The organism is Frankia umida (assembly GCF_023242945.1).
Classification (GTDB): domain Bacteria; phylum Actinomycetota; class Actinomycetes; order Frankiales; family Frankiaceae; genus Frankia; species Frankia umida.
In genome coordinates, this window is sequence record NZ_JALKFT010000022.1 from 61,666 (window position 1) to 86,829 (window position 25,164).

Sequence of the window (25,164 nt, forward strand, 5' to 3'; positions counted from 1 at the left end):
CCCGTGCCTGGCGCCGTCCATGAGGAGCCAGAAGCACGATCGCCCCTACAGCAGGACGGCATCATCCCGGCAAGGTCAGCTGGTGTGTCCTGCGGTAGTACACCCCAAGGTCATCGGCCCCAGCGGCCTCGAGGAGGGAGATCACCCGTGGATCAGCAGGGGGCAACAACTCGGCGTTGATCGACTCAAGGATCTGATCGATCGCGGCAGCGGGCATCGGGATCTGAGCAAGCCGTTCCAGGAACGGCCGGTACCGGATGCGATGCGCCAGACCAACACGATCAGCGTACGGCCCGATCGTCGAACCAGCGGAACGCCGCGGATCGCTACGGAACTCCTTCACCGCCGGGAGTTGGCAGGCCGCCCTGATCGCGGCGACGCTTTTCGTCCCCAACCGACGCAGGTCCATCAGCCCCCGGTCAGGAGCCGCTATCAGCTCCTCCACCGTGGTGAACGGGTACTTCTCCAAGACATTGATCGCCACCGCCGGCAGATGCGGGAACAAGGCGTACATCGATGTGGTGGATTCCGGCAGCTCGTGCAGGTGCCACCCCGGCGCCCTGTCTGCCTGGAGCAGGTCACGCATCTGCTGCGCCAGCCAGCTTCGGCCGACGACGTGAACCTCACCTGCTTCGGGCAGGCCGAACAACAGCACATCGACGCCAGTTACATCCGCACCGCCCCGCGCGAACACGTACGAGGAACGCCTCTTCGGAGCGAGGAACCGAGGTACCACCGTCGCCAGCGCCTCGAGCGCTGAACCTCCCGCCTCCAGCTCAGGATAGGCGCCGATCGGTGTCTGGTGCAGCAGGCGCAATCTGGATGCCGCTATCTCCCAACCCACCAGAACATCCGCCCTTCATCAACGGTTGACCACCAGCGATTTCCGTCAGGCCGATGGGCGAGCGCGCGTTCCGCCGCCTGGCGCTCCGACACTTCATCGGCGACACAGTATCGCGCGTCGAAGGGCTTTTTCTCGATGACGTCCGACCCCGTCCTGACCCTGCGCCATATCCCGCGGCTCTTTCCGGAGCCGGCAGTCAGCGCGGAAAGCATCGCATCATGACGCCACGGGACGCGGTGCCACCGGGCTATCTCCAGGATCCCGCACCGGTGAAACTGACCGTTCCCGCAGGCTGGTGGCGTCTGCGCCCCATCCTGACACAGCCGGGCCGCCAGCAGATCAGCGCCGAGCTGTTCACCACGCTGCGCGCACCGGCGCTGCAGGTCGAAGCCGACCTGCACGAGATCGACGGCCATCTCGGTTTCCCGCTGACCGCCCAGATGCGCGAACGGCTACGCACCGCGGAACCAGCACTGCCCTTCGTCGCCCCCTATCCGACGGTGACAATGGGCCAGCTCGACCGAAACCCAGCGCTTCGACCCTGGCGAGCCAGCCGCGTCGACCTCGCCCGCGCCCCCTCCACCACCTACGGCCGTCTCCACCACGCGGACCCACCGCTACGCAGCTGGCTGGACCCCGGAGGCGACCTCCAGATCGAGATCCTGGCCGCCGCCGCCACGACCACCCCCGCCGGCCCGCAGGACCGGCTCGCCCTCGACCTGCCCTACCGCGTCCGCCACGAGGGACTCGTGGCCATCTCCGGTCGATCAGCACGTATACCGGCCCGCATCGACCCCACCTCCGACATCGCGCTACGCGCAGTCCTGGACGACCTCACCACCCCACGTTCACAACCACTCACCCCACGCCAGAGCCGCGCCCTCGACGCCAGCAGGGACCTACGCCGGCTGATCACCGACTTCGAGGTCCACGAGGGAAGCCGCGTGTCCATCGAGGGCCCGGTCGGCTTTCCCCACAGCACCGGAACCGTCCGCAGAATCGACGTCCGCCCCAGCGGCGAACACGTCCTGTGGCGTCCCGACGTCGCCGACCTACCCGGCCATCCCTGGAACGCCCTGCCCAACCGGGTGATGTCAACGCCGGCCGAACGCGTCTTCTCCACGCTGACGGCCAAGGACACCGTCGTCGGCGGCTCCTACGCGCCATCGCATCTCGTCTACGGCGCTCTGATCAGCACGATCGACGATCCCGCCAGCCGGGGAGGCACCGTCCTGCGCGCCCTCAACGACGCAAGAAAGATCACCTACGAGTTCCAGCCCGTCGAACCGGACCAAGGCCCACGCGAGATCAGCGCCACCGACGTCGTACCCGTCGCCGGAACAGCCTGGCCCGACCTCCGCACCCTGCTCGAGGCACGCCTGGCCAACCACGTCGGCCTCGTCGCAGGCGAACACCTGCTCACCCTGCGCGAAGCAGCACCCGTCGTCCGCAGCCCCACCGGCCCCACCCTCGGCCGGATCACCCCAATCTTCACCGGCGACCCCGCCCTCGACCCGGACCTACTCTCCGCCTCACTCCCAACCCCCGACCTGGACCCGGCGCCGCCCCCTCCGGACCTGTCCCTTTCCGGGCCTTGATCGGCGCTCTCCTATGCCGCTGGGCCTGCCATCAGCGCCCGGACATTCTCACCGCGGAGTTGCGACCCGGCTGGCAAAAACTTTGAGACCACCGGGAAGGGATACACACCGCCCCTCACCAGCCGGTTCCCGCCCACCGCTTCCGCCGGAACACCGCGGCCACCGCCATCAGATGATGGTGTCACGAGCGGCATGCCCGCTCATCAGGGTGTCCGGCAGCCGTGGCAAACTGAGTAACGCCGATCACACTCCGGGCAACGTCGCCCGGTGATCCCGCGAGGAGCCCCATGCTGCGCGTCGCCGTACCGAACAAAGGTTCGCTTTCCGGTCCGGCGACGGCGATGCTCCATGAAGCCGGCTACACCCAACGCGGCAAAACCGGCGGGCTCGTGATCATCGATGAGGAGAACGACGTCGAGTTCTTCTACCTGCGCCCGAGAGACATCGCCGTCTACGTCGGCTCAGGCCGCCTCGACCTGGGCATCACCGGCCGCGATCTGCTCATCGACTCCGGCGCCGCCGCCGAGGAAGCCCTCGCTCTCGGCTTCGCCCGCTCCACCTTCTACTTCGCCGCCGCCCCGGGCACACACCACCGGGTGGACGATCTCGACGGCCAGACGATCGCCACGTCCTATCCGGGACTCGTCGCCAAGCACCTCGCCGACCACGGCGTGCACCCCGCGGGGCTCGTCCGGCTCGATGGCGCGGTCGAGACCAGCCTGCGCCTCGGTGTCGCGGACGCCATCGCTGACGTCGTCGAAACCGGACGCACCCTCGCGCAGCTCAACCTCGTCACCTTCGGTGATCCGATCATGGTCTCCGAAGCGATCGTGATCCGCCCCGCCAACGCGGACACGAATCCCGCGGTACAGCGCCTGCTGCGCCGGCTACACGGCGTCGGGGTTGCCCGCGACTACCGCATCGTCGACTACATCGTCGCCGACGACCTCCTTGACCGGGCGGTCACCATCACGCCCGGCCTCGAATCACCCACCATCAGTCGCCTGCACCGCCCCGGGCAGGCCGCCGTCCGTGCCGTGGTGCCGGCCTCGACCGTACAGGCCGTCATGGACGACCTCGAAGCACTCGGAGCGACCGCCATCCTCGCCGCACAGATCCACGCCTGCCGGCTCTGACCGCCTGCGTCGCCGCGTTATACACGCTTTCACGGCCACCAGCGTTGAGCACGCAGTAGCGCCGCAACGACGGCGGCATCGATCGAACCACGCTCGTCCCCGTGCGCAAGCGCGAGGGGAAGAACATCGATCACAGCCTGCCGTCCTGCCGATGATGCCGCGGTCAGGGCCTGGACGAGCTGATCAGCGGGCAGGTGTGGTGCCAGCGCGGCCACCGCCCGCGCCCGCGCGTCCGCGTGGAAGATGTCGGTCGCGGCGACCGGTGCCTGCGCCAGGGCCGATGCACGCTGCTCGGCGGGTAGACGCGGCACCAGCGCTGTCAGGATCTTGGCCCGGGCCTGTGGCATGGAGACGGTGCTGGCAGCCGTCAGCGCCTGGGCGAGAACCGGGCCGCGCTCGTCCGGGGGCAGCTGCGGCACCAGCGTGGCCACCACCTGCTCCAGCACGGTCAACGCCCGCCCCCGCGCGTCGCTCTCGTCGATGTCGGCGGCGACGGTCAGGACCCGCACCAGGACAGGTCCTCGCTGATCAGCGGGCAGGCGCGGCACCAACGCCAGCAACGGCTGTGCCCAGGCGGTCAACACCTCCGCCCGATCCTGCGGGTCGTAGACGATGGCGGCGGCGGTCAACGCCCGCGCGAGGAGCAGCCGTCCCTGTTCGGCGGGCAGGTGTGGTGCCAGCGCAGCCCACGCCTGTGCCTGGTAGTACGGGCGGTCGATCGTGCTGGCAGCGATCAACGCCTGCACGGCGGCGGCCTCACACTGATCGGCGGGTAGCTGCGGCAGCAGTACCGCCAGCGCCCGCACCCGTTCATATGCCCAGACGGTGGCAGTGGCCGCGGCCAGCGCCCGCGCAAGGACCGGTCCACGCTGCTCGGCGGGCAGATACGGGGCCAGCGCCGTCAACGCCCGCGACCGCTCGTACGGGGCGTCGATGGCATCGGCGATGACCAGTGCTCGGGCGAGCTGGTCGACGGGCAGATACGGGGCCAGTTCGGCCAGTGCCTGCCGGCGGAAGACTGGTAGATAGATGGTGTCAACGGCGGTCACCACCTCGCCAAGCTGCTCGGCACTCAGGTGTGGCGCCAGCGCCACCGCTGCCCGTATCCCGCCCTCCGGCCAGCTCGTGAAGATGGCCGTCATGGCCGTCAGGGCCCGGCCGAGCTGGTCGACGGGCAACAGGGGCGCCAACTCCTTGACCGCCAGCGCCCGGTAGAGCTGATCGCTGATGCCGATCGCCATGGTCAGTGCCTGGTCGATAGCCGGTTCACGCTGGTCGGCGGGTAGCCGGGGAACCAGGGCGGCCAACGCCCACACCAGGGCGGCCAACGCTCCCGCCCGAGGTTGGTCAGACTTGATGGCACCGATGGCGGCCAGCGCCTGGGCCACGATCGGACCGTGTTGGTCGACGACCAGGTCGCGCACCAGGGAGGTCAGGGCCTGCGCTCGGTCGATCGGCTTGTCGATCGCGTCGGCGGCGGTCAGGGCCTGGTCGACGATCGGCCGGCGCTGCTCGGCGCACAGGTGTGGTGCCAACGCGGACAACGCCCCGGCCCGGACGTCCGGCTGGTCGATGGCGGTGGCGGCGCTCAGCGCCCGGTCAAGCTGGTCGACCGACAGGTACGGCGCCAGTTCCGCCAGTGTCAGCGCCCGGTTGTCCGCCCGGTCGATACCGGTCACGGCAGCCAACGCGCGGTCGAGAACCGACGCACGCTGATCGGCGGTCAGGTACGGGGCCAGGACGGCCAGTGTCCGGCCCCGGTAGTACGGCGAGTCGAGGGCGGTGGCAGCGACCACCACCCGAGGGAGCTGATCGGCGCTCAGGTACGGCACCAGCCCGGCCACCGTCCCCTCCCGACCGAACATCGGCCTGGCAATGAGAAGGGTGAGTGCTCGGGTGAGGGCACGTCGGCGTGCGGCGGCAGGCAGGCGCGACACCCACAGGCACCGCCAGCGACGCCAGGCCAGGGCGTCACTGAGCGCCTGGGCGAACACCTGGCGGCGTTGCCCGGCGGACACCTGCGACACCAGCGCGGACGACGCCAGCGCCCGATCACCCCAACCACCCCGATCACCCGGATCGCCGATTGCGGCGACGTCGGTCAACGCCTGGGCGAGAGCCACTCGGCGTGGGCCGGCGGGCAACTGCGGCGCCAACGCGGACAGTATCCGCGCCCGATGCTCCGGGCGGTTGGCGGTGCTGGCGTCCGCCAGCGCCTGGGTGAGGACCGCTTCACGTTGCGGGGCAGGCAGCCACGGGGCGAGCAGGCTCAACGCCTGTGCCCGGACGAATGGCTGCTCGACAGCGCTGGCGTCGGCCAGCACCCGAGCGAGCCGGTCGGCGGGCAGGTACGGACTCAACGCGGCCAGAGCCCGCACCCGATCACCCGGGGTCGGTGCGCTCTGGGCATAGGTGACGGCGCGCGCCAGCGGCCACCGCCCGGTTTCGACCAGGCGGGCGAGCAGGGCCGGCGGGATGTTCGCGGCGAGGCTGGCGATCGACCCAAGGATCAGGCAGTACCAGACGTGGCGGGCAAGGCCCTGCGGATCGCCGACGAGGAAACGGGTAGCGGCGTCCTGCCGCGCCGCGCGCACATCAGCCAGATAGACGCCCGTGGTGCCCCGTGCCTCATGGGCGCCGTACCAGACGCTTTCCACCCGCCCGTCCTGGCTGGGACGTTCCGCGGCCAGGACCGCATCGGCCATCTCCGGCTCGCCGGCGGCGAGCAGATGGGTGACCAGCGAGGACAGGCCGTAGCGATCGACAGCGCCGAACTCCGCCGGCACCGCCAGCGCGGACCCCAGCCCCTGCGGGCCATCCCACCAGGACAGCAGGCAGCGCGCGAGCACGCCGTGCACCTGCACGCACCGCCCGGGCCCCAGAACGCCACGGACATAGTCGAACAGCAGGTCGTGCAGCGTGAAGGTGGTGCTGACCGGATCGAACTGGACGAGGCTGCGCCGGCCAAGCCGGCTCACCAGCTCCTCGGCATCCTGCGCGCCAACACCACCGGTGGCCTGCCACAGCAGCACCGCCGCCGCCACCGGAACCGGACCGCGGCCCTCGAACACGACCAGTTCAGCGAACCGGTCCGCTTCCTTCTCCCCGAGCGCTTCCACCGAGGACGCCAACGCGGCGAGCAGACCATGCGGATAGTCAGCGAACCGGGCCCGCAACCCGTCGAGATCCGCGCGGCGAAGTCGGTCCACGACCGTGGCCCACCCCCGACCCTCACCCACCATGCCGCCCACGATCACGATCGCCAGCACCAGACCGTCGCATCGCCGGATGATCTCCGCGGCCTCAGCCGGGAGCTCGCCTGTCTCGCAGCCGGCATACCGGGCCAGCAACCGACGCGCCGTCGCATCCCCGACCCGCCCCAGCCGGTACACCTCGCTGTCGGTGAACAGGACGTCCCGGTCTCGGGTCGTCACCAGCAGCCGGCTTCCCGTCGGCACCGACAGCGCGGCCAACACCTCGGGTTCCCAGACGTTGTCCGCCACGATCAGGCAGACCGCTCCCGCCAGCAGTTCGCGTAGCCGCGCCGACCCGGCCTGCACGTCGACGACCGGCTCGACGAAGCCGAACGCGGCCAGGATCTGCGTCTGCAGCGCCGCCAGGTCCGGATGGGGATTGACCTCCACCCACACGATTCCGTCGGGGAACGCCGCGCGCACCTGCTCGTCGTGCACCAGAGCCCGGGCCAGCGTCGACTTGCCCGCGCCGCCCATCGCGACCATCCCGACCACCGGCCCCGCATTCGCATCCACCAGCAGTCCGCGCACCGCGGCGACATCCGCGTCGCGGGCCACGAACCGCCCCGGTAGTCCCGGTAGCACCGCCGATGCGGGCTGGGTCCGGGCCGGATGGGCACCGCCCATCCCGGGAAACGCCGCCCGGCCCGGCTCCCAGCGTCTGCCCAGCGGAAACGACGGCCGCTGCGCGGGCTTGCCCCGACCATCCACACCGGCAGCCGAACGGGCCGCGCGCACAACGGTCTGTTCGGCGTCGCCTTCCACGAGCCCGAACAGATCAGCCGAGACGATCTGTTCCAGCAGACCCGGAAGCGGACAGTCCTCGACCCGGAAGACCAGCAGCTTACGATCTGCACCACCCGGATCGCGCTGCCACGCAGCCTGCCATTCGGCCTGGCAGTAGGCCGATTCCTGGTACGCGCCGGACAGGACCGCGACCGTCCGCCGGGACCGTGACACCCCGTCGTTCACCTGGCTCACCCAGTTCGAGCCCGGGGTGAAGTCCCACTTCTGCACCAGGACCCGAAAACCGGCTTCTTCCAGCACCCAGGCGATCCACTCCGCCCATCCACCATCAGACCGGGTGTACGAGACGAAGAAGTCCCACGGGTCGCCCGCCACACCCCCGCTCACCTCGCGAGCATCCCATAGTCGTTTTCCAGGGTCATACCGCACCCGCACGCTTTCGATCTCGCCAAATCGCCTCCACGAGGACGCGGTATCGCGTGGCACGTAACCAGAGGTCCCTGACTGTCCAGCCGCTCGACACCCGGAAGGCCGCGGGTTGCGGTGGAGGTCAGCGCTACTCGGAGTGCGCCGCATCAGAGCGCACCGCGGCGCCGACCTGAGGCCACCCGGCCATCCTGACCGCGGGGTGGGCGGGCTGTGGGGAGCGTGCCGCGGAACCTCACGGACCGCAAGCCGCGGCCAGAGGCCGCCCCCTTCGGGGCAAGGGCTTGACGGCCCGATGAGAACCCGCAGCAGACAGGATGACAGCCCGCCCGGCCACGCGGCCACCCGGATGTCGTGCGGCCGTGCGGCGCCGCACGACATCACATTCCAAAAGCAGCACCAGATCACGTTCCAGCACCGGCACCATTTCACTCCGGGTCTTCCCGTGAGCATGGACTGGATTCCATAACTCAGCACGTCGGTCCGGCTCACCGGCCAGAGTTTTTTCCATTCACCGTGAAGGTTTCACTCACCTCTTTCCGATGGGAGGAACGCTGTGCAGATCATGTGTGCGACATGCCGTCGGGCGCTCGTGACTTTCGAGCCGCCGGGCGGTGGCAGTTTCTGGATGCATGCGCCGGGCCAGCCCGAGGACGGCGACCACGATCCGGTTCCCGTCCTGTCCCATCCGGACTATCGCTGCGATATCTGCAACGACGAACCGGTGACGGCCGTACTGCAGGTCACCGGAGTCTTCCCGCTCTCCGCGCAGATCAGCACCGCCGACCCGTGGGCGCTGTGCGCCGCCTGCACGGCCCTCATCACTGCCAACGACTGGGACGGCCTGCTGAGTCACGTCATCGGCCGCCTACGAGCCAGCGGGCTCAGGCTCACCGCGGGCGAGGAGGACTTTCTTCGACGTCTCCAGGTCGACCTGCGGACGCGGGCGGTCGGACCACCGACCCCGCTGCCGGAAAACACCGAGCCACCCGATCCCGGGGCCGGCGATTAGGAACTCACATTCCATACCGCCACCGCCACCACCGGCCGCATCCGGCAGGCCCATCCCCATCCAGGAAACCTTAGGAGAACGTTCATGGAAAGTTTCGCTGATACCGACATTCCGCCCGAGCTCGCCCAGCTGATTCCCCGGGGTGGGGTCGCCGATGCGCTTGTGCAGGCCCAGTGGGCGGAGGAGGAGATCGAGGCGGCCGGGAAGCGTCACCCCGGCCAGCAGGATCTTCTCTTTCACAGTTTCACCCTGCTGGTGCCTACGCTCACGCGGATGGCCACCGAGTTCGTCTACCGGTCCCACTGCCGGGAGATCCTCGAGCGTGTCGTCCGGGGTGAGGACACCGGGCGCGGGACCGCGGCCGAGGTCTGCTGCCTGTGTGCCGACATCAGCCGGACCGTTCCGCTGACATCGCCGGCGGCCGGCCTGTACTTCCGCATGTGGGCGATCGCATTCCCCGGCCGACCCATCGCCGAGGATCGCCGAATGCACCACGAGGCGCTCGACGGCAGCAGGATCGACGACTTCGAGAATCTCGCCCGCGCCAGGCTCAGCGTCGCCGGCCGGCGCATCGGATCCTTCGAGTGCACCGGGAAACATCACGGCCAGCGGGTTTCCTGCCGCTTCACGAACTCTCCGTCCTGACGGGAGGTATCCGTTTCGATGAACACTCCCGACACCTCTCTCCCGCAGATCGAATGGCACAACGACGTCAGCCCGCCGGTTCTCAGTATCACGGCGGCACCCCACGGAGAGTTCCTGATTCAGATCGCCGGCCTGGAGAACCGCATCCGCGCCGAACCGCCACACGGCGAACTGGTCGTCACGACCGCGTCCAACGACGAACGGCACCTTCAGTGCCCGCGCTGCACGTCTGGTGCGGGGCTGACCCATCAGGAATGGCTGTACTCCTCCCGGCCTGTTCTCGGCAGCCAGCTGCACCGGGTACACGACCCCGACAGTGACAGGGCGCTGTGGTTCATCACCATCGCCGGCCATGACGACCAGGACAGCGCTTTCGATCTCGCGGGTGCGACCGCGGCACGTTTCTACTGCCGTTTCTGCGCCCGCGGCTACACCCTTCCCGCCGACGTTCATTTCGACGTCGCCTGGTAGCCCCCTCGACCAGCCAGCGTCCGTCCCACCGCGGGCCCCGGGTTCACATCCCGGAGCCCGGCAAAGGGCCGGCAGCTAGATCACCCCGTTTCACGACCAGGGAGCCATTCATGGACGATCGGCAGTATGCCGGGGTGGGCCGCAACGCCACCCTCGAGAACCTCGTCGCCCTGCTGCAGGCCGAGAGGCCTCGCCAGCTCGACGTCGTGGCGCCCGCCAGCGCTATCACCGCCCATGGCGGGGACCTCCTCGTAGCCGGCACCGAACCGGTTCTGCGCCCCGATGGCGTTGAGCTCACCGCCGGCACCTACGTTCCCACGGCCGTCGCCGACGAAGGGCTCGCCGACAAACTGCAGATCCCCCTGCCCTACCTGCGTCGGCTGCGCCAGGAAAACCTCGCGCTCTACGACGCGAACGTCAACGGCTGGCTGCACCACCCGTCCCAGCAGGACCGCCCCCTACTCGTACGTGCCCTACGCTCGCAGACCGGCGGGCCGGGTATCGCACGGGCCATACTCAGTGATCGCTACCGTCCCGTCGACAACCTCGACGTCCTGCTCGCCGCCCTCGACGGCGTCCACCAGGCCGCCGGCCCGGTCTCCGTGGACGGCTGCGACCTCACCGACCGGCGCATGTACCTGCGGATTCGTAGCGACGTCGTCTCCCAGGCCGCCCCCGCTCTGCTGCGCGACTACACCTCCCCGTTCACCGGAGCACGCGGCGCGGACAACCCGATCGTCTGGGCCGGGTTCGCGGTCAGCAACTCCGAAACCGGCTGCGGCGCGTTCACCATCACCCCGCGGCTCGTCGTCGAGATCTGCCGCAACGGCATGACCATGACCCGCGACGCCGTCCGCTCCGTGCACCTCGGCGGCCGCCTCGACGACGGCGTCATCCAGTGGAGTTCCGACACCCAGCGCAAGGCCACCGAACTCGTCACCGCCAAGGCCCGCGACGCCGTCGCCACCTTCCTCAACCCCGCCTACCTGCACCGCACCCTCGCCACCCTCGAGCGGGCCGCCGGCACCCCGATCGACGACCCGGCCGCCACCATCACCCACGTCTGCTCGCAGCTGCACTTCACCGCCGACGAGCAGACCCGCATCCTGGCGCACTTCATCCGCGGTGGCGATCTCTCCAGCGGCGGTGTCCTGCACGCCGTCACCAGCGCAGCCCAGACGCTGCCCGACGCCGATCGCGCCCACGGCCTCGAAAGCCACGCCCTGCGCGCGATGCAGCTCGCCGCAACCGCCTAACCGCCGCCCCACCCCCAGCACCCGCCGCCGACGGGAACCTTCCCCCGGCCGGTGCCGCCGTCCACACACCTGCGACCACACCGACCAAGCGGCACCGGCCCCCTCCCAGAAAGGCCGATCGCCCATGGCCCCATCCGACACTCCCCACGCCGATCCGACCGTCCCCGTTCGTCCGGACAACCAGAAAAGCCCGGACGGCAAGGCAACCTCGGCCAGCCTCGAGGAACCGGATGGCCCGGCCGGCCAGCCAAACACGGCCAACGTGAAAACACCGGCGAACCCGACCAGGGTTGAGCTGGTCGACCCGCGCACGCTTCTGCTGGACCGCAACCTGCGCGGCACCAAGGCCGTCGACCGCGACCTGGTCGCCTCGATCAAGCAGCACGGCGTGCTCGTGCCTCTGACCGCCGTACGGGCCGAGGACGGGCTGCGCGTCCGCCACGGCCACCGGCGCACCCGGGCAGCCATCACCGCCGGCCTGCGCCAGGTTCCCGTCGTGGTCATCGGAGCCGACAGCGACGCCGACGCCGAGCAGATCACCCGAATTCTCACCCAGTGGGCCGAGAACGAGCACCGCGCCGGTCTCACCCCCTCCGACAAGATCGGCGCCGTCGAGCAGCTCACCGCCTTCGGCCTCACCGCCGCCGCCATCGCCCGCCGCACCCGTACCACCCGCGTCCAGGTCGACACCGCCCTGCGCGTCGCCCGCTCGGCTGCCGCCCGCGGCGGCCTCGACCAGCATCAGCTCGACCTCACCCAGGCCGCGACCCTCGCCGAATTCGACGACGACCCCAACGCCGTGCGCCAACTCGTCTCCGCCGCCGACGAGGGCACCTTCGAGCACACCGCCCAGCTGCTCCGCGATGAGCGAGATGACCAGATCGCCCACGACGACGCCGCCGAAGAACTTCGCCGGTCCGGCATCACCGTCATCGACCCACCCGAGCCAGGCGGCTCCACCCGCACACTCGCGATGCTCGCTCAGGACGGCAGGCCCCTGAACGCCGACGACCACCGAACCTGCCCCGGGCACGCCGTCTACCTGGTCCGCGCCTTCGCGCCACCGAACCCTGAGGACGCTTACACGCGTTACCGGAACGTGTTCGTCTGCACCGATCCGCCGGCCCACGGCCACACCGACCGCTTCCCCACCGCGGACAGTCGCAGCAGTTCCAGCGCCGGGCCGACATCCACCGTCCCACCCCGCCGTAGCAGCCGGGCCATTGCCGCGGACACCAGCCGACAGTGGCGGGCCGCGACCACCGTCCGCCGCACCTGGCTACGCGAGTTCCTCACCCGACGCACCCCACCGGACGGGACCGACCACTTCGTCGCCGCCCGCCTGGCCGCCGCCGACTCCGACCTCACCCGCGCCCTGAACCGTCACCATCCCCTCGCCGGCAGCCTCCTGGGTACCGACGACAACCCCCTCGACCCCGTCCAGCTCGCCACCCATCTGCACGACGCCCCCGCCCCACGCGTCCGTGTCGTGCTCCTCGCCCTGGTCCTCGCCGCCTACGAGGACACCTACGCCACCACGCACACCTGGCGTTTCCCCAGCACACAGGCTCGCCGCTACCTCTCCACACTCCAGAACTGGGGTTACGACCCCGCCGACATCGAACGCCGCATCATCACCGCGACACCCCCGCCCCAGACATCCGCTTCCGCCCAGCCGAACCCGCCCGCCGACAACCCCACCAACGGCAACGACGCCGAAGAGCACGGGACACCGCAGGACTCCGACGACGTCGCCACTCCCACCGCCACCAGCGACGCACCGCCCACCGCCGCGGTCTGACCGTCCAGCCCCGCTCGGACCGCGGCGACCACGTGAACCGCGGTCCGAGCAGGGCCCACCGCGTGACCGAGCAGTGAGCCTGGGCGGCAGCACCGGGCACGCGGACCTCCCGGCACAACGACGCTGCGACAGCCGGTGCTCCGCGTCAACCAGCCGGCAAAACCCGCCCGGACCCAGAGATCCTTCCCGGCGCGGAGTGAACGGAGCCGGCTACGCCGGCGCCGCCCACCCCTGCCGCGCCGGGAAGCATCTTGGCCGGCCGGCCGGCCGGATGGACGCTCCACCCCGCCCGCCGCCTGCCGCGTGCCATCGGGAGGACACAGCGCCCCATGGACCAGCCGGTCCATCACCCTCCCGTCGACACGAGGAGGCCTCATGCACGGCACCTACAGCTGCACCCTCACCGCCTTCGTCCACCGGCCCCCGCATATCGCCCCCACCCGCAACCAGTCCAGCCTCTGGGCCAGCATCCCGATCTGCCTGCGCCTGCCCGATGTCCTCGAAGACGCCACCGTCCGCCCCGGCCGGCTGCACTACGCCCAGGTCAAGGCCTTCGGCCAGCTCGCCACCCGCATCCAGGACGCCTCCCTCAACATCGGAGACTGGATCACCGTCACCGTCCGCGACGTCCAGGCCCGCATCTACTTCAACGCCCAGAACCAGCCCCGCAGCAGCATCGACTACATCGCGGACGCCATCGTCTTCCGCCCGGCTCTCCCGGACCGGTCAGCACTCACCACCGCGCCGGCACCCAACATGACCAGCACGTCCTCGAACGGCACCCGGCAGAGAGAGCCGCAGGGCCGCTGACCTGCGCGGGGGAACGCTCTTCGGCACCGACCAGGAGCGTTCCCCCGCTGCAGCACCTCTTCTCCCTACCTGCCCGCAACGGCTCCCCCGCAGGCAGACCAGCCGTGTCCACTCACCAGCTTCGCCTTGGAGAACACCATGGCTTCCCGACGCACCATGCGCGTCACCCTCGACGGCACCCACGAATACGAGGTGCCCCACAACGACCTCAGCTGGAACGGATTCGCCGTCCCCGGCTTCACCCTCACCCAAGCCCGCCAACTCGCTCACGACATCGACGCCGAACTCAACGCGGCCGCCGCCGCCCAGCCCTCGCACCTCAACGAAAGCGACACCCTGACCGTCGACGAGCACGGCACGGTCACCTTCCACACCAGCTTCGACGGCTCGACCATTCTCGAACCCGCCGCCGACGGCCTCTACTACATCGGCGGCTTCCGCTGGGCCTGGCAGATCATCGACTGACCACCGGACCCACCCGCGCACGATCCTGCGGAGCGGCACGAGCGCCACCACGCCACATCCAGACCCCGCTCGAACATTGCACCGCCTGCTGCACCCTGCCGATCAGCTTCCACCGCTACCGGGCCCTCGCAGTTGGCGCGTCCACCCGTCGAACACGGGACGCCTGTCCGGGACCAACCCGAGCCTCGCCATAGCCGTCGAGTACCTCGCTTGGGCCCTGACCCAGGTCGGATGCGTCGCCCGCCGGATCCCACGACGCCGCCGCGGCTCCTCAGCGAACCCGCAGCCCAGCTGAGGAGCCGCGGTACAACCTGCATATCCGATCATCTGCATACACAGCGCCGGCCACTTCACATCGACGCGTCCGGCCGCCCCGGATTGGCTCCGCCGCGATCCCGACGCACAGCGAAGATCGAGCTCGCACCCGCCATCCAACACATCTGATCTTGCGTCAGCGCATCTGATCTTGACCTCGCCAGGCGACCTAATGCACCAAAGGTAGCTATTTCGCTACCTTATGGCGTCGCCGAATCGGCCGCACACCCCAGCCGATCCGTCCGCACAGGCACCAGGCGAGCCAGCCTCAGCCGCCGCCGTGGTCACCAAATTTTGAAGGCACATATGAAGGTCCTGCCGGAGGCAGGACCTTCAAGGGCCTCAGCGGCACAGCCCGCAGACCGTCGCCCTCGACGACGCTGGCGGATCACCCTTAAGCGCGGAGAGTGATAGGGGCATCGCCAGCATCTGCCCGGCCTGGTTCGGATCATCCCACGGGCGTGGGGAGGACTCCTGCTCCCCTGGCAAGTACCGCACGAAAACGAAGATCGCATAGGGTGTGGGCGCTGGCCTCACCGAGGCGGGGCGTCGGGAAGTGCGGCCATCCACGGGAACGTCACAGTGTTGCGAGCCACGTCAGGGAGCATCCATGATCGACCGTGTCACGATCGTCACTGGGAACGAAGGCAAGGCTCGCGAATACTCCACCCTCCTGGGCGTCCCCGTGGCCACAACCACGGTGAAGCTCATCGAGATCCAGTCCCTGGATGTCGCGACCGTGGTGGAACGCAAGGCCGAGGACGCCTACGCGAAGCTGCGACGCCCGGTGCTCGTCGACGACACCGGCCTGGCCCTACCCGCCTGGAACGGCCTACCCGGCGCCCTCGTCGCCTGGTTCCTGAACACCGTCGGCGTTCAGGGCCTGCTGGACATGGCCGCCGGCGTGACCGACCGCCGCGCAATCGCCACGACCGCCCTCGGCTACGCCGACAACCATGGCGTCCGCGTCGTCACCGGCACCCTGCACGGAACACTGACCACACAGCCACATGGCGACGGTGGCCACGGCTACGACAGCATCTTCACGCCCACCGGCAGCATCCACACCCTCGCACAGATGCCGACCGAACAGAAAAACACGATCTCCCACCGCCGACTCGCCATCGACGCCCTCCGCCAGGCACTCGGAGCACCGAGCCTCTGACAGATCCAGGCGGCGGCCCGGATCACCCCCACCGGCGTGGGGAAGGCAGCTGAACAAGGAGTTCGGCGAGGGCTCCGAGTCGGCCGCCGCCGTGCCGGCCGGACCTCGCGGAGCCGACCCAACGCATCCCCGGCGTAGCGGGCAGCGCCGGTCGGCCCATCCTCCGTCCGCCGCCGCCCGGCGATGTCGTAGCCCAAGGTGGTCGGCGGACCGTGCCCGATGCGACGTTCGACCAGGCGGCCGGTGGCATCGTAGGTACAGCGGATCACGGACTTGGGATCGCCCCGGTCCTCGGCGATCAGGCGCCCGCCCGGATCCCAGGGGGAGGCCCAGCGGCCCAGCACCGGATGGGCCACCGATCGGATCCGGCGCCGATAGCCGACTGGCCCATCGAAGATCCTTTATGTGCGGTGCGCGGTGCCGAGTGTGACGAAATGCCCGTCGTGAATCCGCCATACGCGGTGGCGGATGGGGTCGGTGAGGTAGAGGGCGCCACGTGCGTCGGCTGCGAGGCTGGTCGGGTTGGTCCAGGGCGGGTCGGCGGTGGGCGTTGTCGGTGCTGGAGCCGCTGGGAGGGGCCCGGCTATGACGGCGTGCAGGTGACCGTCGGCGGCCAGGCGCCAGACCTGGTGATGATCGGGATCGGCGATGTAGAGGGTGCCGGTCGGGTCGAGGGCGATGCCGGTGGGCCGGCCGATGTCCGCGCGTACGGCGAGGCAGCCCTGCGCCGGCGCTCCACCCCAGGGCTGTCCGGCGACGGTGGTGATGTGTCCGTCGGGGTCGATGCGTCGGACCCGACGGTTGCCGGTGTCGGCGACGTACACGGTGCCGTCGGGTCCGGCCGCCACGGCGCGCGGATGGTCGAACTCCGCCTGGCTGGCGGGGCCGCTCTCGCCGGCCGAGCCGCGCATTCCTGTGCCGGCTGGTCACCCAACTGCGCACCAAGCTTGACCGGTTCGTACTCGCGCTCGACCGCCTCCTCGAGGGGCGTCGTCGACTACTTGCAGCTGATGAGGTCGACGAGCACCGGCGTGGTCCCCGGCGCGATGGGGCCGGGGGTGGTGGGGGATAACGGCTCGGGCCGCAGCGGTCCAGGACGTCGAGGAGGTCGATGAGCCAGTCTGCGCCGGCCCAGGCGCCGGGCGGGTCGAGCGACTCAATCGACCGGGCCAGCGCCAGCGGAGGTGGATGCGGCGGGATGGCCGCTACGTGAAGGGTTACCCGGCTTGCGCATCTCGGGCCGAAGTGGAGGCAGATGGCTGCGGGCGGTGATAGCCAGGAGGTGTGGACGATCGTCACCGACTTCTCCGCCTTGTCTCGCTCGTCGCCTGGACCGAGCCCGGCTCGTTCGGACTACGGTTCGCCACGGCCGACGACGAGCTTTGGTGGTATGGCCCCGGTACGGAGTGGGCAGACATGCTTGATCGTGGGAAGCGCCCGTCGGCCCCCGAAGTGACCGCTCACATCGCGCTGGGAACTCTGGCGGCCTGCTACGCCAGGGCTGCGGAAAGACTCAGCGATCCGGCGGTGGGCGGCATCGACGCACAGGAGTTCCCCGGTGTCGCCTACTACGCCGTCGTGAGCCTGTCGGACGACGTCCTGGCGATGTTGGGCCGAATACTCCGCGCACGGCTGAATCTCCCCCTTGAGGTCAACGACGTAGAGGTCGCCCAGCGGTGGGTCGACGACGTGCGCGCGACCGCGTGGAGCACGCTCGTCGCCGAGCAGGGAGACCACTTCGGCCGTCACATCGCCCCGCGGGTCGGGCAGCGTCACAATGCGTGACCATGAGCGGCTGCTGCGACTGATCTCTCTTGTGGCCGTCATGGACCCAGGGCAGCGGGGCCGCTCCGCTCGACTGCGCTTCGCGGACGAAGCCGAAGAAGCGCGCTGGAAGGCGTCGCTCCTGGCTCGACTTTATGGCGGGCCCAGCCCGCAGGTCGGCCGCGATGGCGCGCGGCTCGCCCTGACCAGGTTGCTCTCTAGCTACACCGGCGTCCTGCACCACCGTGACGACTCGGAGTCCCACGAGGGTGACGCGGCCGACGCGCGCTACTTGCCCGGCTACGCGCTTGAAGCCGTCGACTTGCTGGCAGAGGACGAGCAGATCGTCATCGGGGAGATGCTCAAGCGGTCCCTTTCGCTGTCTCGTATTGACCCCCAGGTCATCGCCCGGTTGTGGGTGGATGACGTCAGGGCCACCTCGTGGCGCCTACTGGTGGACAGAGATCATCCTCCTTGCCCGAGCGGTAGCCCGCGTGAGTGAGCTCACGCGCCGGTGATTACCGTCGCATCATGAACAACCTCGACAAGCTGGCCACGTCCGTGACTGATTTCGCGGCCCGTAACGCCCTGACCCTGGTGCCTGCCGTGCCAGAACGCGACTTCGGCCCGGAGGTGAACATCTCGCCAGACACGTTGGACCTGCCTGGCTTCCTCGACCTCGCCAAGAAGCTCGCCGGTGGAGTGCTGTACCTTGAGGCCGCCGCATTCGACCCCCACGCCGACGAGGGGGAGTCTCCGCCCGCGCACCTGGTCAAACACAAGGGCGCGACCGGGCGAATCGACGTAGCCTTCGCCGCGAACGGCTTGGTCCACTTCTGGCAGCAATCCGCACCCTGGTATCTCGAGTGGCAGCAACTGACGGAAAGCCCGTCGGCGCGCGACGAAGACGAGGACATCGAGCAACTCGGCGACGAGGAGCAAGCACGGCTCTCCGCCGAGCTGGCGGACAAACTACTCGCCGACCCAGGGTTCCGGGCGGCGAAGCCCGGCGGGGCCAGACAGCGGTACGCCAAGCTCGCCATCCCGGCAGGCACCGACGACTGGGTCAGCTGGGACGCGATCCGCAGTGCGGTCGGCCGGGCCGAGGGACTGGCCCAAGCCCAGTACGCCCAGATCACCGCGCGTCTCGACGAGCTCGCGGCGGAGCTGCTGGCCACGCATGAATACCAGCAAGTCAGCTCCTCGGGCGCACGCAAGGCAGCGGTCGAGCAGTTCCTCATCCCCCGAGCGGACGGGTTCGCCGCGCCTACGCTCGTCCGCGACGAGCTGTACGCACGCGCACAGCGCCTCGCCAAGACCACCAAGCGGCCCTCTACCCTGCTCTGATCGGCATGCTGGCAGTCGGGCGGCCGCCGCGGCCGCAATGGTTCCGCGCCTGAGTCGGTGCCGTCCCTCGCGTGCCGGCTGGTCCGCCCCGGCGGGCCTTCCGGTGCCGGGGTCACACCGAGGACAGCGTAGGCGGGGTCCAGGTACGCCAGCGCGGTCTGCAAGTCTCGAGGTAGACCGGTAACATTTCTTCCGCGCTCCGACGACCCCGACCGCAGCATCCCGAAGGAAACATTCCCGTGAATATCCCCGACATTGAATTCACACGGATTCGGTCACTCGGCCCGGGCGGGCAACGCGACGGGTACGAGCAGTTCATCTGTCAACAGGTCGCGCAGGAGTCGCCCACCGCCGGTGCCAGGTTCGTCTCACTGTACGGAGCCGGTGGCGACGGCGGCGTCGAGTGCCTCTGGATGCTGCCCGACGGTACCGCACACGGCTGGCAGGCCAAATACTGGACCACCCACACCGACGTCGACAAGGCCCAGATCGATGGGTCTGTCCAGGCCGCGCTGGACCAGCATCCGAACCTGACGAAGTACACGATTGCCATCCCTGCTGATCCGACCGGCCGCACCGGAGGCCGCGGCAAGTCGCTTCTGGAGAAGATCAACAATCCGGGAGGCTGGCTCGAGGGATGGAATTCTATGGCCACTGCGCGCGGCATGGCGGTGGAGTTTGATTTCGAGTGGGCGACGGACATCATCACCCGTCTTGAACGCCTCGACATCACCGGCATCCAACGCCGATATTGGTTCGATGCCGACGTGCTCACCGCCCAGTGGTGGGAAGACCGACTACAGGAGGCGATTGACGCCGCCCGGCCCCGGTACATGCCCAAGTTGAACGTTGAAGTGCCTGCCGCCAGGTCCATCGCAGCACTCTGCTCTGACGACGAGTGGTGGGCAGTCGTCCGCAACCAGATTGATGAGGTCGACGACTCCGCCCGCCGCGCACGTAACGCCAAAGGTGAAGCACTCTCCGCGGACTTGGATGCAGCCCTCGACGCCACCACCAAGGTCACTGACGCGCTAGCGTCCTGGCACATCTCCCGTACGACCACTGGACTCAACGACCTCGCTCATGCGCTCGACAAGGCCTCGAACATTGTCAGCGACCTAGAAGCTCTCGAAGTCGCAGCAATAGACGCCAAGTACCCCGGCGACAATTGGGACACCGAGAGCTGGCGGCAGTTCCAGGCCGAATACCAGGTATCGTTCCCCGCGGCAGCCGTCGACGCCCTGCGTGAACTCGGCGAGAAGCTCACTGGGGCTACCAGGCTCCTCATCAGCCCAGTGGGTCGGCTCGCTGGCGCCCAAGTCGCGCTCATGATTGGTGCCGCCGGCATCGGGAAGACATACCTCGCCATCGATGCGGTCGTCCGGCGCCTCGGCCAAGTCCGCCCCAGCGTCATGTTGCACGGCCGCTGGTTCACCGACCGCGACCCGTTGACCCACCTGCGCGACGTGCTCAAAATGCCGGCCGACCTCACCAGCGAGGAGGCCATCGCGCTCCTCGACGAGAGCGCCCGCGTCGTAGGCGTCCCGACCCTCCTCGTCATCGACGCGCTCAACGACACCCGCCCACGGTCCATGTGGCGCGATAACCTCGAACGGCTCATCACCACCGTCGGCCGGTACCCGAACGTCCGGCTCCTCCTCACCGCGCGCACCCATTACGTCGGCCAGGTCCTCCCGCCCGGGCTCACCCTGCTGCGGTTCGAGCACACCGGCTTCGAAGGGGTCGAGTTCGAGGCGGTCGGCGAGTACGCTGCGTTCTACGGCCTCGAACCGCCGACGTCGCCGCCCATCCACGGTGAGTTCGACAATCCGCTGTACCTGCGCCTGGTCTGCGAAGCGCTCAAGAGCAACACCCGGCTGTCCCTCGACAAGGCCGCCATGGGCCTCGACGAGCTGACCCAGATGGTCCTCGATAATGCGAACAGCATAATCAGTGACCGGATCGACGCCTCACCGTCCGACCGCCTCGTCCACCAGGCTATGCACGCCCTCGCCTCAGCCCTCGCCGACGGCGGCGGCGACCCGTGGCTGACTCGTGCCCAGGCCCAAACCCAGCTGGCACCGATCTGGTTTGACCGGAGCGCCGAGAAGTCACTCCTGGACGCGCTCATCGCCCAAGGACTCGTCGAAGAGGACGTCATCCCCGACGGCAGCACCTACGGCACTGACATCGTCGCCATCACGTTCGAACGCATCGGACACCACCTCATCGTCTCCGACGCGCTCTCCGAGGTCACCGACGCGGCTGGCATCACCGTCGAGCTCGGCGGCCGCCTCGGCCGGGTCATCGGCCTCGACACAACCATCGACCTCGGCTTCCTCGAAGCAACGTCAGTCGTGGTCGCGGAACGGTTCGGGCTCGAGCTCACCGTGTTCCGCACTGAAATCGGTGACGACAACGCTATCGCCGCCGCTGTCGTCGCTGGAACCGGATGGCGCAACGACACCTCAATTACCGACGCGACCCGTGACATCGTTGTCGACGCGCTCCGAAGGCGCGGCCTGACCTCCGACGCGTTGACGATGCTGTTCCGGCTCGCCGCCCGCCCCGACCATCCCCTGAACGCCGACTACCTCCACGAGTTCCTCACCGGCCTGAACATGGCTGCCCGCGACTCGTTCCTCCCCGGCTGGTTCCACATCACCCACGGCACGAGCGGAGCCGTCGACCGGCTCATCCGGTGGGCCAGGGAGAAGCCGCTGGACCAGGTCGGCGAACAAACCACCCGCCTCTGGGTAACCGTGCTTCTGTGGTCCACCAGCGCCACTGACCGCCGTGTCCGCGAACCTGCCACTATCGCCGCCGCCCGCCTCCTGACCCGTCACCCGAGCCAGGCGGCTGGGCTGATTGACCGGTTCGCCGTGGTCGACGACGAATGGGTCGTCGAACGAGCCTGCGAGGTCGCGTACGCGGCCCTCCTCGCGAACGGCACACCTGACGACTGGGCGGCGGCCGCCGCGGTCGTGTGGAACAGCATCTTCTCCGTCCCCACGACCGTGACCCCGAACGCCGCTGTCCGCGACGCCGCCCGCAGCATCCTCGAAGCCGCTGACGACCGTGGCGCCCTCCCCGACGGCGTCACCGTCGACCAGTTCCGGCCCCCATACACAAGCGACTGGCCCATCACCTGGCCCACCGAGGCCGACATCGCCGGCTACAAGGACGACACGAGCGCCTACCCGAAACTGGTCCTCTCCGCCACAGGCGACGACTTCTTCACCTACCAGCTCAGCCCCGAACTCCGAGACCGCCCAGACATCGACCTCCCCGCAGCTGCGCGGTGGGTCGTCACCGAAGTCATCCGCCTCGGGTACCAGCCCCGACTCCACGCATCCTTCGACCGGTACGTCGTCGGCAAGTTCGGCATTGGCCGCTCCAAGCCCGCCTGGATTGAACGCATCGGCAAGAAGTACCAGTGGATAGCGCTCAACCGCCTCATCGGCATCGTCTCCGACCACGCCCCCAGGACACCCGGCAGATGGGACCCGCCGCCACCCGCCGTCCCCGGCCCTCACACCAACGTCTCCCGGCAGGTCGACCCAACTATCGTCGAGTTCGTCCCCGCCGACTCGACCTCACGCCCATGGGTACCCGGCTACGACTGGGTCCCCACTATCGCAAAGACTGACGCCGAGTGGATCGCCGACGACACCGACCTCCCAGACATCGCAGTCAACGAAGCCGTGTTCGATGGCCGGCCCCACATCGTCCTGTCCGGCAGCTACTACTGGAACAACGGCCCCGACACCACGAAGCGCACCCGGGGCATTTGGGCCCGCCTCGACACCCATCTGGTCGCGACCCAAGACGTCGCTACCGCCATCAGTGAACTCGAAGGACGCGATCTCCTCGGCGACCCTATCGCCAACAAGCCTGAGATACACCACGGGTACGTCGGCGAATTCCCCTACGGTCACCACCACGGTGAGGGCCTCCATGTGATGCGCCATGAATGGAGCGAGCCACTCACCGTCCCTACCCGGCCCGCCGCTTGGGGCCTCCTCGGCGAGTACGGGTACGCCCCCGGGGACCAGAGCGCGATTTCTCTCGACATGCCCGCCCCCGAATTCTTCGGGCTCGCCCCCTGCGAACTCCGCTGGAACGGACGCAACGGCTGGACCGACCACAGGGGCCAGCTCGTCGCGACCGTTCGGCAAGTGGTCAACGTCGGCCAGAACGAACTCCTCGTCGACGCAGAGTGGCTCGAACGGTGGCTCACTGCCGGGCAGAAGTCGCTCATCTGGGTCGAGAACACCGGCAAGGACGCATACAGCGGGTTCGGCGGTGGAGGCAGCCGCCCGGGAAGGTTGACCCGCTCCCAGGTGCGGTCCTGGACCCCCGGCGGAGGCACGCAGACCGCCGAACCCGGCTGGTATCGCATCGCAGCCAGCACCCCTTGAACCGCGACCGGCGCGAACTGTAGTTGCGTCATCCTGTTCACTTGCTCACCTGGGATGTCTGCGGCGGACGACCGTGTAGGTGCCTGGCAGGGCGCCCTTCGGGGCGTAGGAGCAGGCGGCGACCTGCGCGCCGCGCATGTCCCGCGCATCGGCCTACTTCTCCTCGGGGATGGCGGCGTAGGCCCGCCACAGCGCTGCGGAACGCGGCGCGGAGATCGCGAAGTCGCATGAACGCGGTCGAGTAGAACCCGGAGCCAGTGCGGACCAGCAGTGGGGCGCACACCGCGGGGGCGACACCGCCCAGTGCCCGGGCCACCAGGGCGACCACGTGGGGGCGGAGTCTTGGTCTCGGTCGCCGGTGAGCAGGTCGGCGGCCAGCGTCAGCCGGTGCCCGCCCAGCTCGCCAGCAGCAGAGGGGCCCGCCTCTGCTACAGGCCTGCTATGCCGAAACTGTCGTACGCGGCCTGCAAGATGGTGGGATGGATTCACGCTGGACGCGTTCATGACAGATGAGACAGGGCGGCGACGGTGGGACCTTCGGCGCCGCCTAGCGGCGCGTGACCCCCAGCAGCTTTGGGCCTTGGTCGTCGCTGCTGGCGCGTCACCGCCAGCGCGGCATCGGTGGACGTCTGTCAGCCACCTGGCCTACGCGGCAGCTCAGACCGGTGGCCGGGGATCCCGGCCGGTGCCGAGCTCGCAACTCGGGCGTCTGTTAGCCATGTGCGTGCAGGACGAGCCAGGTATCGATTCACTCGAAGACTTCCTACCGTCGGATCCCCGTGACCGAGTGGTCGTCCGGTGGGGTGGGCACCTCGTTCGTCTTTTCCCGGGTTCGGTAGAGCGCCCAGTCGCCGACGTAGACCGGGCGCTGCTGGTATCCAAGGCAACGGACGACGTCCTGGTGCCGCGGATGGGGTTCGGCGTCCGGAATCTGGTCGACGTGGCGTTGGGGTACGGCGACTTCGCGATCCGCGCGCTGGCAGCTACCTGGAGCGCCGAGGCATCGGACAACGGGGTAACGATCACCGACGACGAGGTGACGGCCGCTGCTGCGCTAATCCGTGCTGGTACTCCGGACAGCCTGATCGCGAAACCGGGCGCGGCACGAGCGTTGGAGTGGGCGACGTGTGACGCCGCAGCCTTGCCCTACCGCCCCGGCCACCCCTCCAGCCCGTTCGGCCGGTACTTGAGAGTGCGCCGACCTGTGCTGGGAGACCGGACCGACTGGCTCCCCCTAGCGTGCCTGCCGGAGATCATGGGCCACGGCGTCGCGGAACTCGCGGCAGTCGCCGGGGCCTCCCAGATTGCGAACCGCCGCTTTGCGCAGCTTGTCGCGGCTCAGGTTCGCAAGGCGCTGTGGACCTTCAGCAGTGACGTCATCGGCCCGCCCGACTGGGATGACGGGCCCGTCGTAACACCCGACAACCGGGTGCAGTGGGTCGCGATGCTCGGACCTGGCCGGGCACTCCTGGTACAAGTCATGGCGCACCTCCGCCCAATACAACCACCGTTCGCCGACCGTCCTGTCGCCCTGGCCGTCGCCGAAGCCGCCCGGTTGAATCGCGGCGCGCCGGTAGCGGTCCCGATGGCCCGAGGGACCCTTCATCTAGCCTCGGGCTTTCACCGGGGTGATCGTCTGTTGGGGTGCCGGGAATAGGAAAGTGCTCCTGAGCTGGGAGGATTGGGC

18 protein-coding genes are annotated in these 25,164 nt (G+C 69.0%); 15 read left to right on the plus strand and 3 right to left on the minus strand.

Annotated features, from left to right (window positions below):
• Positions 1-61: 61 nt before the first annotated feature.
• A complete protein-coding gene (locus MXD59_RS19080; protein ID WP_248826024.1) occupies positions 62-817 on the minus strand; it encodes a hypothetical protein in 756 nt (251 codons plus the stop codon).
• 245 nt (positions 818-1,062) lie between these two features.
• Between MXD59_RS19080 and MXD59_RS19085 the strand changes: the two genes are divergently transcribed.
• Positions 1,063-2,442, plus strand: coding sequence for a hypothetical protein (locus tag MXD59_RS19085; protein ID WP_248826025.1), 1,380 nt, complete (start codon positions 1,063-1,065; stop codon positions 2,440-2,442).
• Positions 2,443-2,729: 287 nt separating this feature from the next.
• Positions 2,730-3,578 carry an ATP phosphoribosyltransferase gene (gene hisG / locus MXD59_RS19090; RefSeq protein WP_248826026.1) on the plus strand — a complete coding sequence of 283 codons (849 nt, stop codon included), beginning with the start codon at positions 2,730-2,732 and terminating at the stop codon, positions 3,576-3,578.
• A 29-nt stretch (positions 3,579-3,607) separates the two neighbouring features.
• On the opposite strand, the gene MXD59_RS19095 is transcribed toward hisG, so the two are convergent.
• Positions 3,608-7,966, minus strand: a complete 4,359-nt coding sequence (locus MXD59_RS19095; protein WP_248826027.1) for a TIR domain-containing protein — start codon at positions 7,964-7,966, stop codon at positions 3,608-3,610.
• A gap of 667 nt (positions 7,967-8,633) precedes the next feature.
• Between MXD59_RS19095 and MXD59_RS19100 the strand changes: the two genes are divergently transcribed.
• The 8 genes from MXD59_RS19100 to MXD59_RS19135 all read left to right on the plus strand — a co-directional run bounded on the left by MXD59_RS19100 (position 8,634) and on the right by MXD59_RS19135 (position 15,945).
• A complete protein-coding gene (locus MXD59_RS19100; RefSeq protein ID WP_248826028.1) occupies positions 8,634-9,017 on the plus strand; it encodes a hypothetical protein in 384 nt (127 codons plus the stop codon).
• A gap of 84 nt (positions 9,018-9,101) precedes the next feature.
• The gene (locus MXD59_RS19105) at positions 9,102-9,662 is read left to right on the plus strand and encodes a hypothetical protein (RefSeq protein ID WP_248826029.1); all 561 of its coding nucleotides are present in this window, start codon (positions 9,102-9,104) and stop codon (positions 9,660-9,662) included.
• A gap of 18 nt (positions 9,663-9,680) precedes the next feature.
• Positions 9,681-10,133 (plus strand): hypothetical protein, encoded by a 453-nt coding sequence (locus MXD59_RS19110; protein WP_248826030.1) that lies wholly within the window; start codon positions 9,681-9,683, stop codon positions 10,131-10,133.
• A gap of 110 nt (positions 10,134-10,243) precedes the next feature.
• Positions 10,244-11,389, plus strand: a complete 1,146-nt coding sequence (locus MXD59_RS19115) for a DUF932 domain-containing protein (RefSeq protein ID WP_248826031.1) — start codon at positions 10,244-10,246, stop codon at positions 11,387-11,389.
• 124 nt (positions 11,390-11,513) lie between these two features.
• A complete protein-coding gene (locus tag MXD59_RS19120) occupies positions 11,514-13,190 on the plus strand; it encodes a ParB/RepB/Spo0J family partition protein (protein WP_248826032.1) in 1,677 nt (558 codons plus the stop codon).
• A 375-nt stretch (positions 13,191-13,565) separates the two neighbouring features.
• Positions 13,566-14,000, plus strand: a complete 435-nt coding sequence (locus MXD59_RS19125) for a hypothetical protein (protein WP_248826033.1) — start codon at positions 13,566-13,568, stop codon at positions 13,998-14,000.
• A gap of 138 nt (positions 14,001-14,138) precedes the next feature.
• Entirely contained in the window at positions 14,139-14,465 is a 327-nt protein-coding gene (locus tag MXD59_RS19130; protein WP_248826034.1) for a hypothetical protein, read from the plus strand.
• Positions 14,466-15,390: 925 nt separating this feature from the next.
• Positions 15,391-15,945: a non-canonical purine NTP pyrophosphatase gene (locus tag MXD59_RS19135; protein ID WP_248826035.1), complete on the plus strand. Its 555-nt coding sequence runs from the start codon at positions 15,391-15,393 to the stop codon at positions 15,943-15,945.
• Between the two features lie 401 nt (positions 15,946-16,346).
• Here the strand turns inward: MXD59_RS19135 and MXD59_RS19140 are convergent, their stop codons facing one another.
• Positions 16,347-16,856, minus strand: coding sequence for an SMP-30/gluconolactonase/LRE family protein (locus MXD59_RS19140; RefSeq protein ID WP_248826036.1), 510 nt, complete (start codon positions 16,854-16,856; stop codon positions 16,347-16,349).
• A gap of 505 nt (positions 16,857-17,361) precedes the next feature.
• Here MXD59_RS19140 and MXD59_RS19145 point away from each other — a divergent pair.
• From MXD59_RS19145 to MXD59_RS19165, 5 genes are all read left to right on the plus strand, one after another.
• On the plus strand, positions 17,362-17,730 hold the full coding sequence (locus MXD59_RS19145; RefSeq protein ID WP_248826037.1) for a hypothetical protein: 369 nt from the start codon (positions 17,362-17,364) through the stop codon (positions 17,728-17,730).
• Positions 17,723-18,211 (plus strand): hypothetical protein, encoded by a 489-nt coding sequence (locus tag MXD59_RS19150; RefSeq protein ID WP_248826038.1) that lies wholly within the window; start codon positions 17,723-17,725, stop codon positions 18,209-18,211. Before MXD59_RS19145 ends, MXD59_RS19150 begins: the two co-directional genes overlap by 8 nt.
• 29 nt (positions 18,212-18,240) lie before the next feature.
• Entirely contained in the window at positions 18,241-19,056 is an 816-nt protein-coding gene (locus MXD59_RS19155; protein WP_248826039.1) for a hypothetical protein, read from the plus strand.
• Positions 19,057-19,295: 239 nt separating this feature from the next.
• Positions 19,296-23,477, plus strand: a complete 4,182-nt coding sequence (locus MXD59_RS19160; RefSeq protein WP_248826040.1) for an NACHT domain-containing protein — start codon at positions 19,296-19,298, stop codon at positions 23,475-23,477.
• Positions 23,478-24,201: 724 nt separating this feature from the next.
• A complete protein-coding gene (locus tag MXD59_RS19165; RefSeq protein ID WP_248826041.1) occupies positions 24,202-25,134 on the plus strand; it encodes a hypothetical protein in 933 nt (310 codons plus the stop codon).
• The last annotated feature ends 30 nt before the right edge of the window (positions 25,135-25,164 follow it).

What these genes read in the sequence shown, in the direction of transcription:
- MXD59_RS19155 (WP_248826039.1), top strand. Translation starts at nt 18,241, where the DNA reads ATGAACAACCTCGACAAGCTGGCCACGTCCGTGACTGATTTCGCGGCC.
- MXD59_RS19150 (WP_248826038.1), top strand. Translation starts at nt 17,723, where the DNA reads ATGCGTGACCATGAGCGGCTGCTGCGACTGATCTCTCTTGTGGCCGTC.
- MXD59_RS19110 (WP_248826030.1), top strand. Translation starts at nt 9,681, where the DNA reads ATGAACACTCCCGACACCTCTCTCCCGCAGATCGAATGGCACAACGAC.
- MXD59_RS19140 (WP_248826036.1), bottom strand. Translation starts at nt 16,856, where the DNA reads ATGCGCGGCTCGGCCGGCGAGAGCGGCCCCGCCAGCCAGGCGGAGTTC.
- MXD59_RS19115 (WP_248826031.1), top strand. Translation starts at nt 10,244, where the DNA reads ATGGACGATCGGCAGTATGCCGGGGTGGGCCGCAACGCCACCCTCGAG.
- MXD59_RS19120 (WP_248826032.1), top strand. Translation starts at nt 11,514, where the DNA reads ATGGCCCCATCCGACACTCCCCACGCCGATCCGACCGTCCCCGTTCGT.
- MXD59_RS19105 (WP_248826029.1), top strand. Translation starts at nt 9,102, where the DNA reads ATGGAAAGTTTCGCTGATACCGACATTCCGCCCGAGCTCGCCCAGCTG.
- MXD59_RS19130 (WP_248826034.1), top strand. Translation starts at nt 14,139, where the DNA reads ATGGCTTCCCGACGCACCATGCGCGTCACCCTCGACGGCACCCACGAA.
- MXD59_RS19125 (WP_248826033.1), top strand. Translation starts at nt 13,566, where the DNA reads ATGCACGGCACCTACAGCTGCACCCTCACCGCCTTCGTCCACCGGCCC.
- MXD59_RS19100 (WP_248826028.1), top strand. Translation starts at nt 8,634, where the DNA reads ATGCATGCGCCGGGCCAGCCCGAGGACGGCGACCACGATCCGGTTCCC.
- MXD59_RS19145 (WP_248826037.1), top strand. Translation starts at nt 17,362, where the DNA reads ATGCTTGATCGTGGGAAGCGCCCGTCGGCCCCCGAAGTGACCGCTCAC.
- MXD59_RS19135 (WP_248826035.1), top strand. Translation starts at nt 15,391, where the DNA reads ATGATCGACCGTGTCACGATCGTCACTGGGAACGAAGGCAAGGCTCGC.
- hisG (WP_248826026.1), top strand. Translation starts at nt 2,730, where the DNA reads ATGCTGCGCGTCGCCGTACCGAACAAAGGTTCGCTTTCCGGTCCGGCG.
- MXD59_RS19085 (WP_248826025.1), top strand. Translation starts at nt 1,063, where the DNA reads ATGACGCCACGGGACGCGGTGCCACCGGGCTATCTCCAGGATCCCGCA.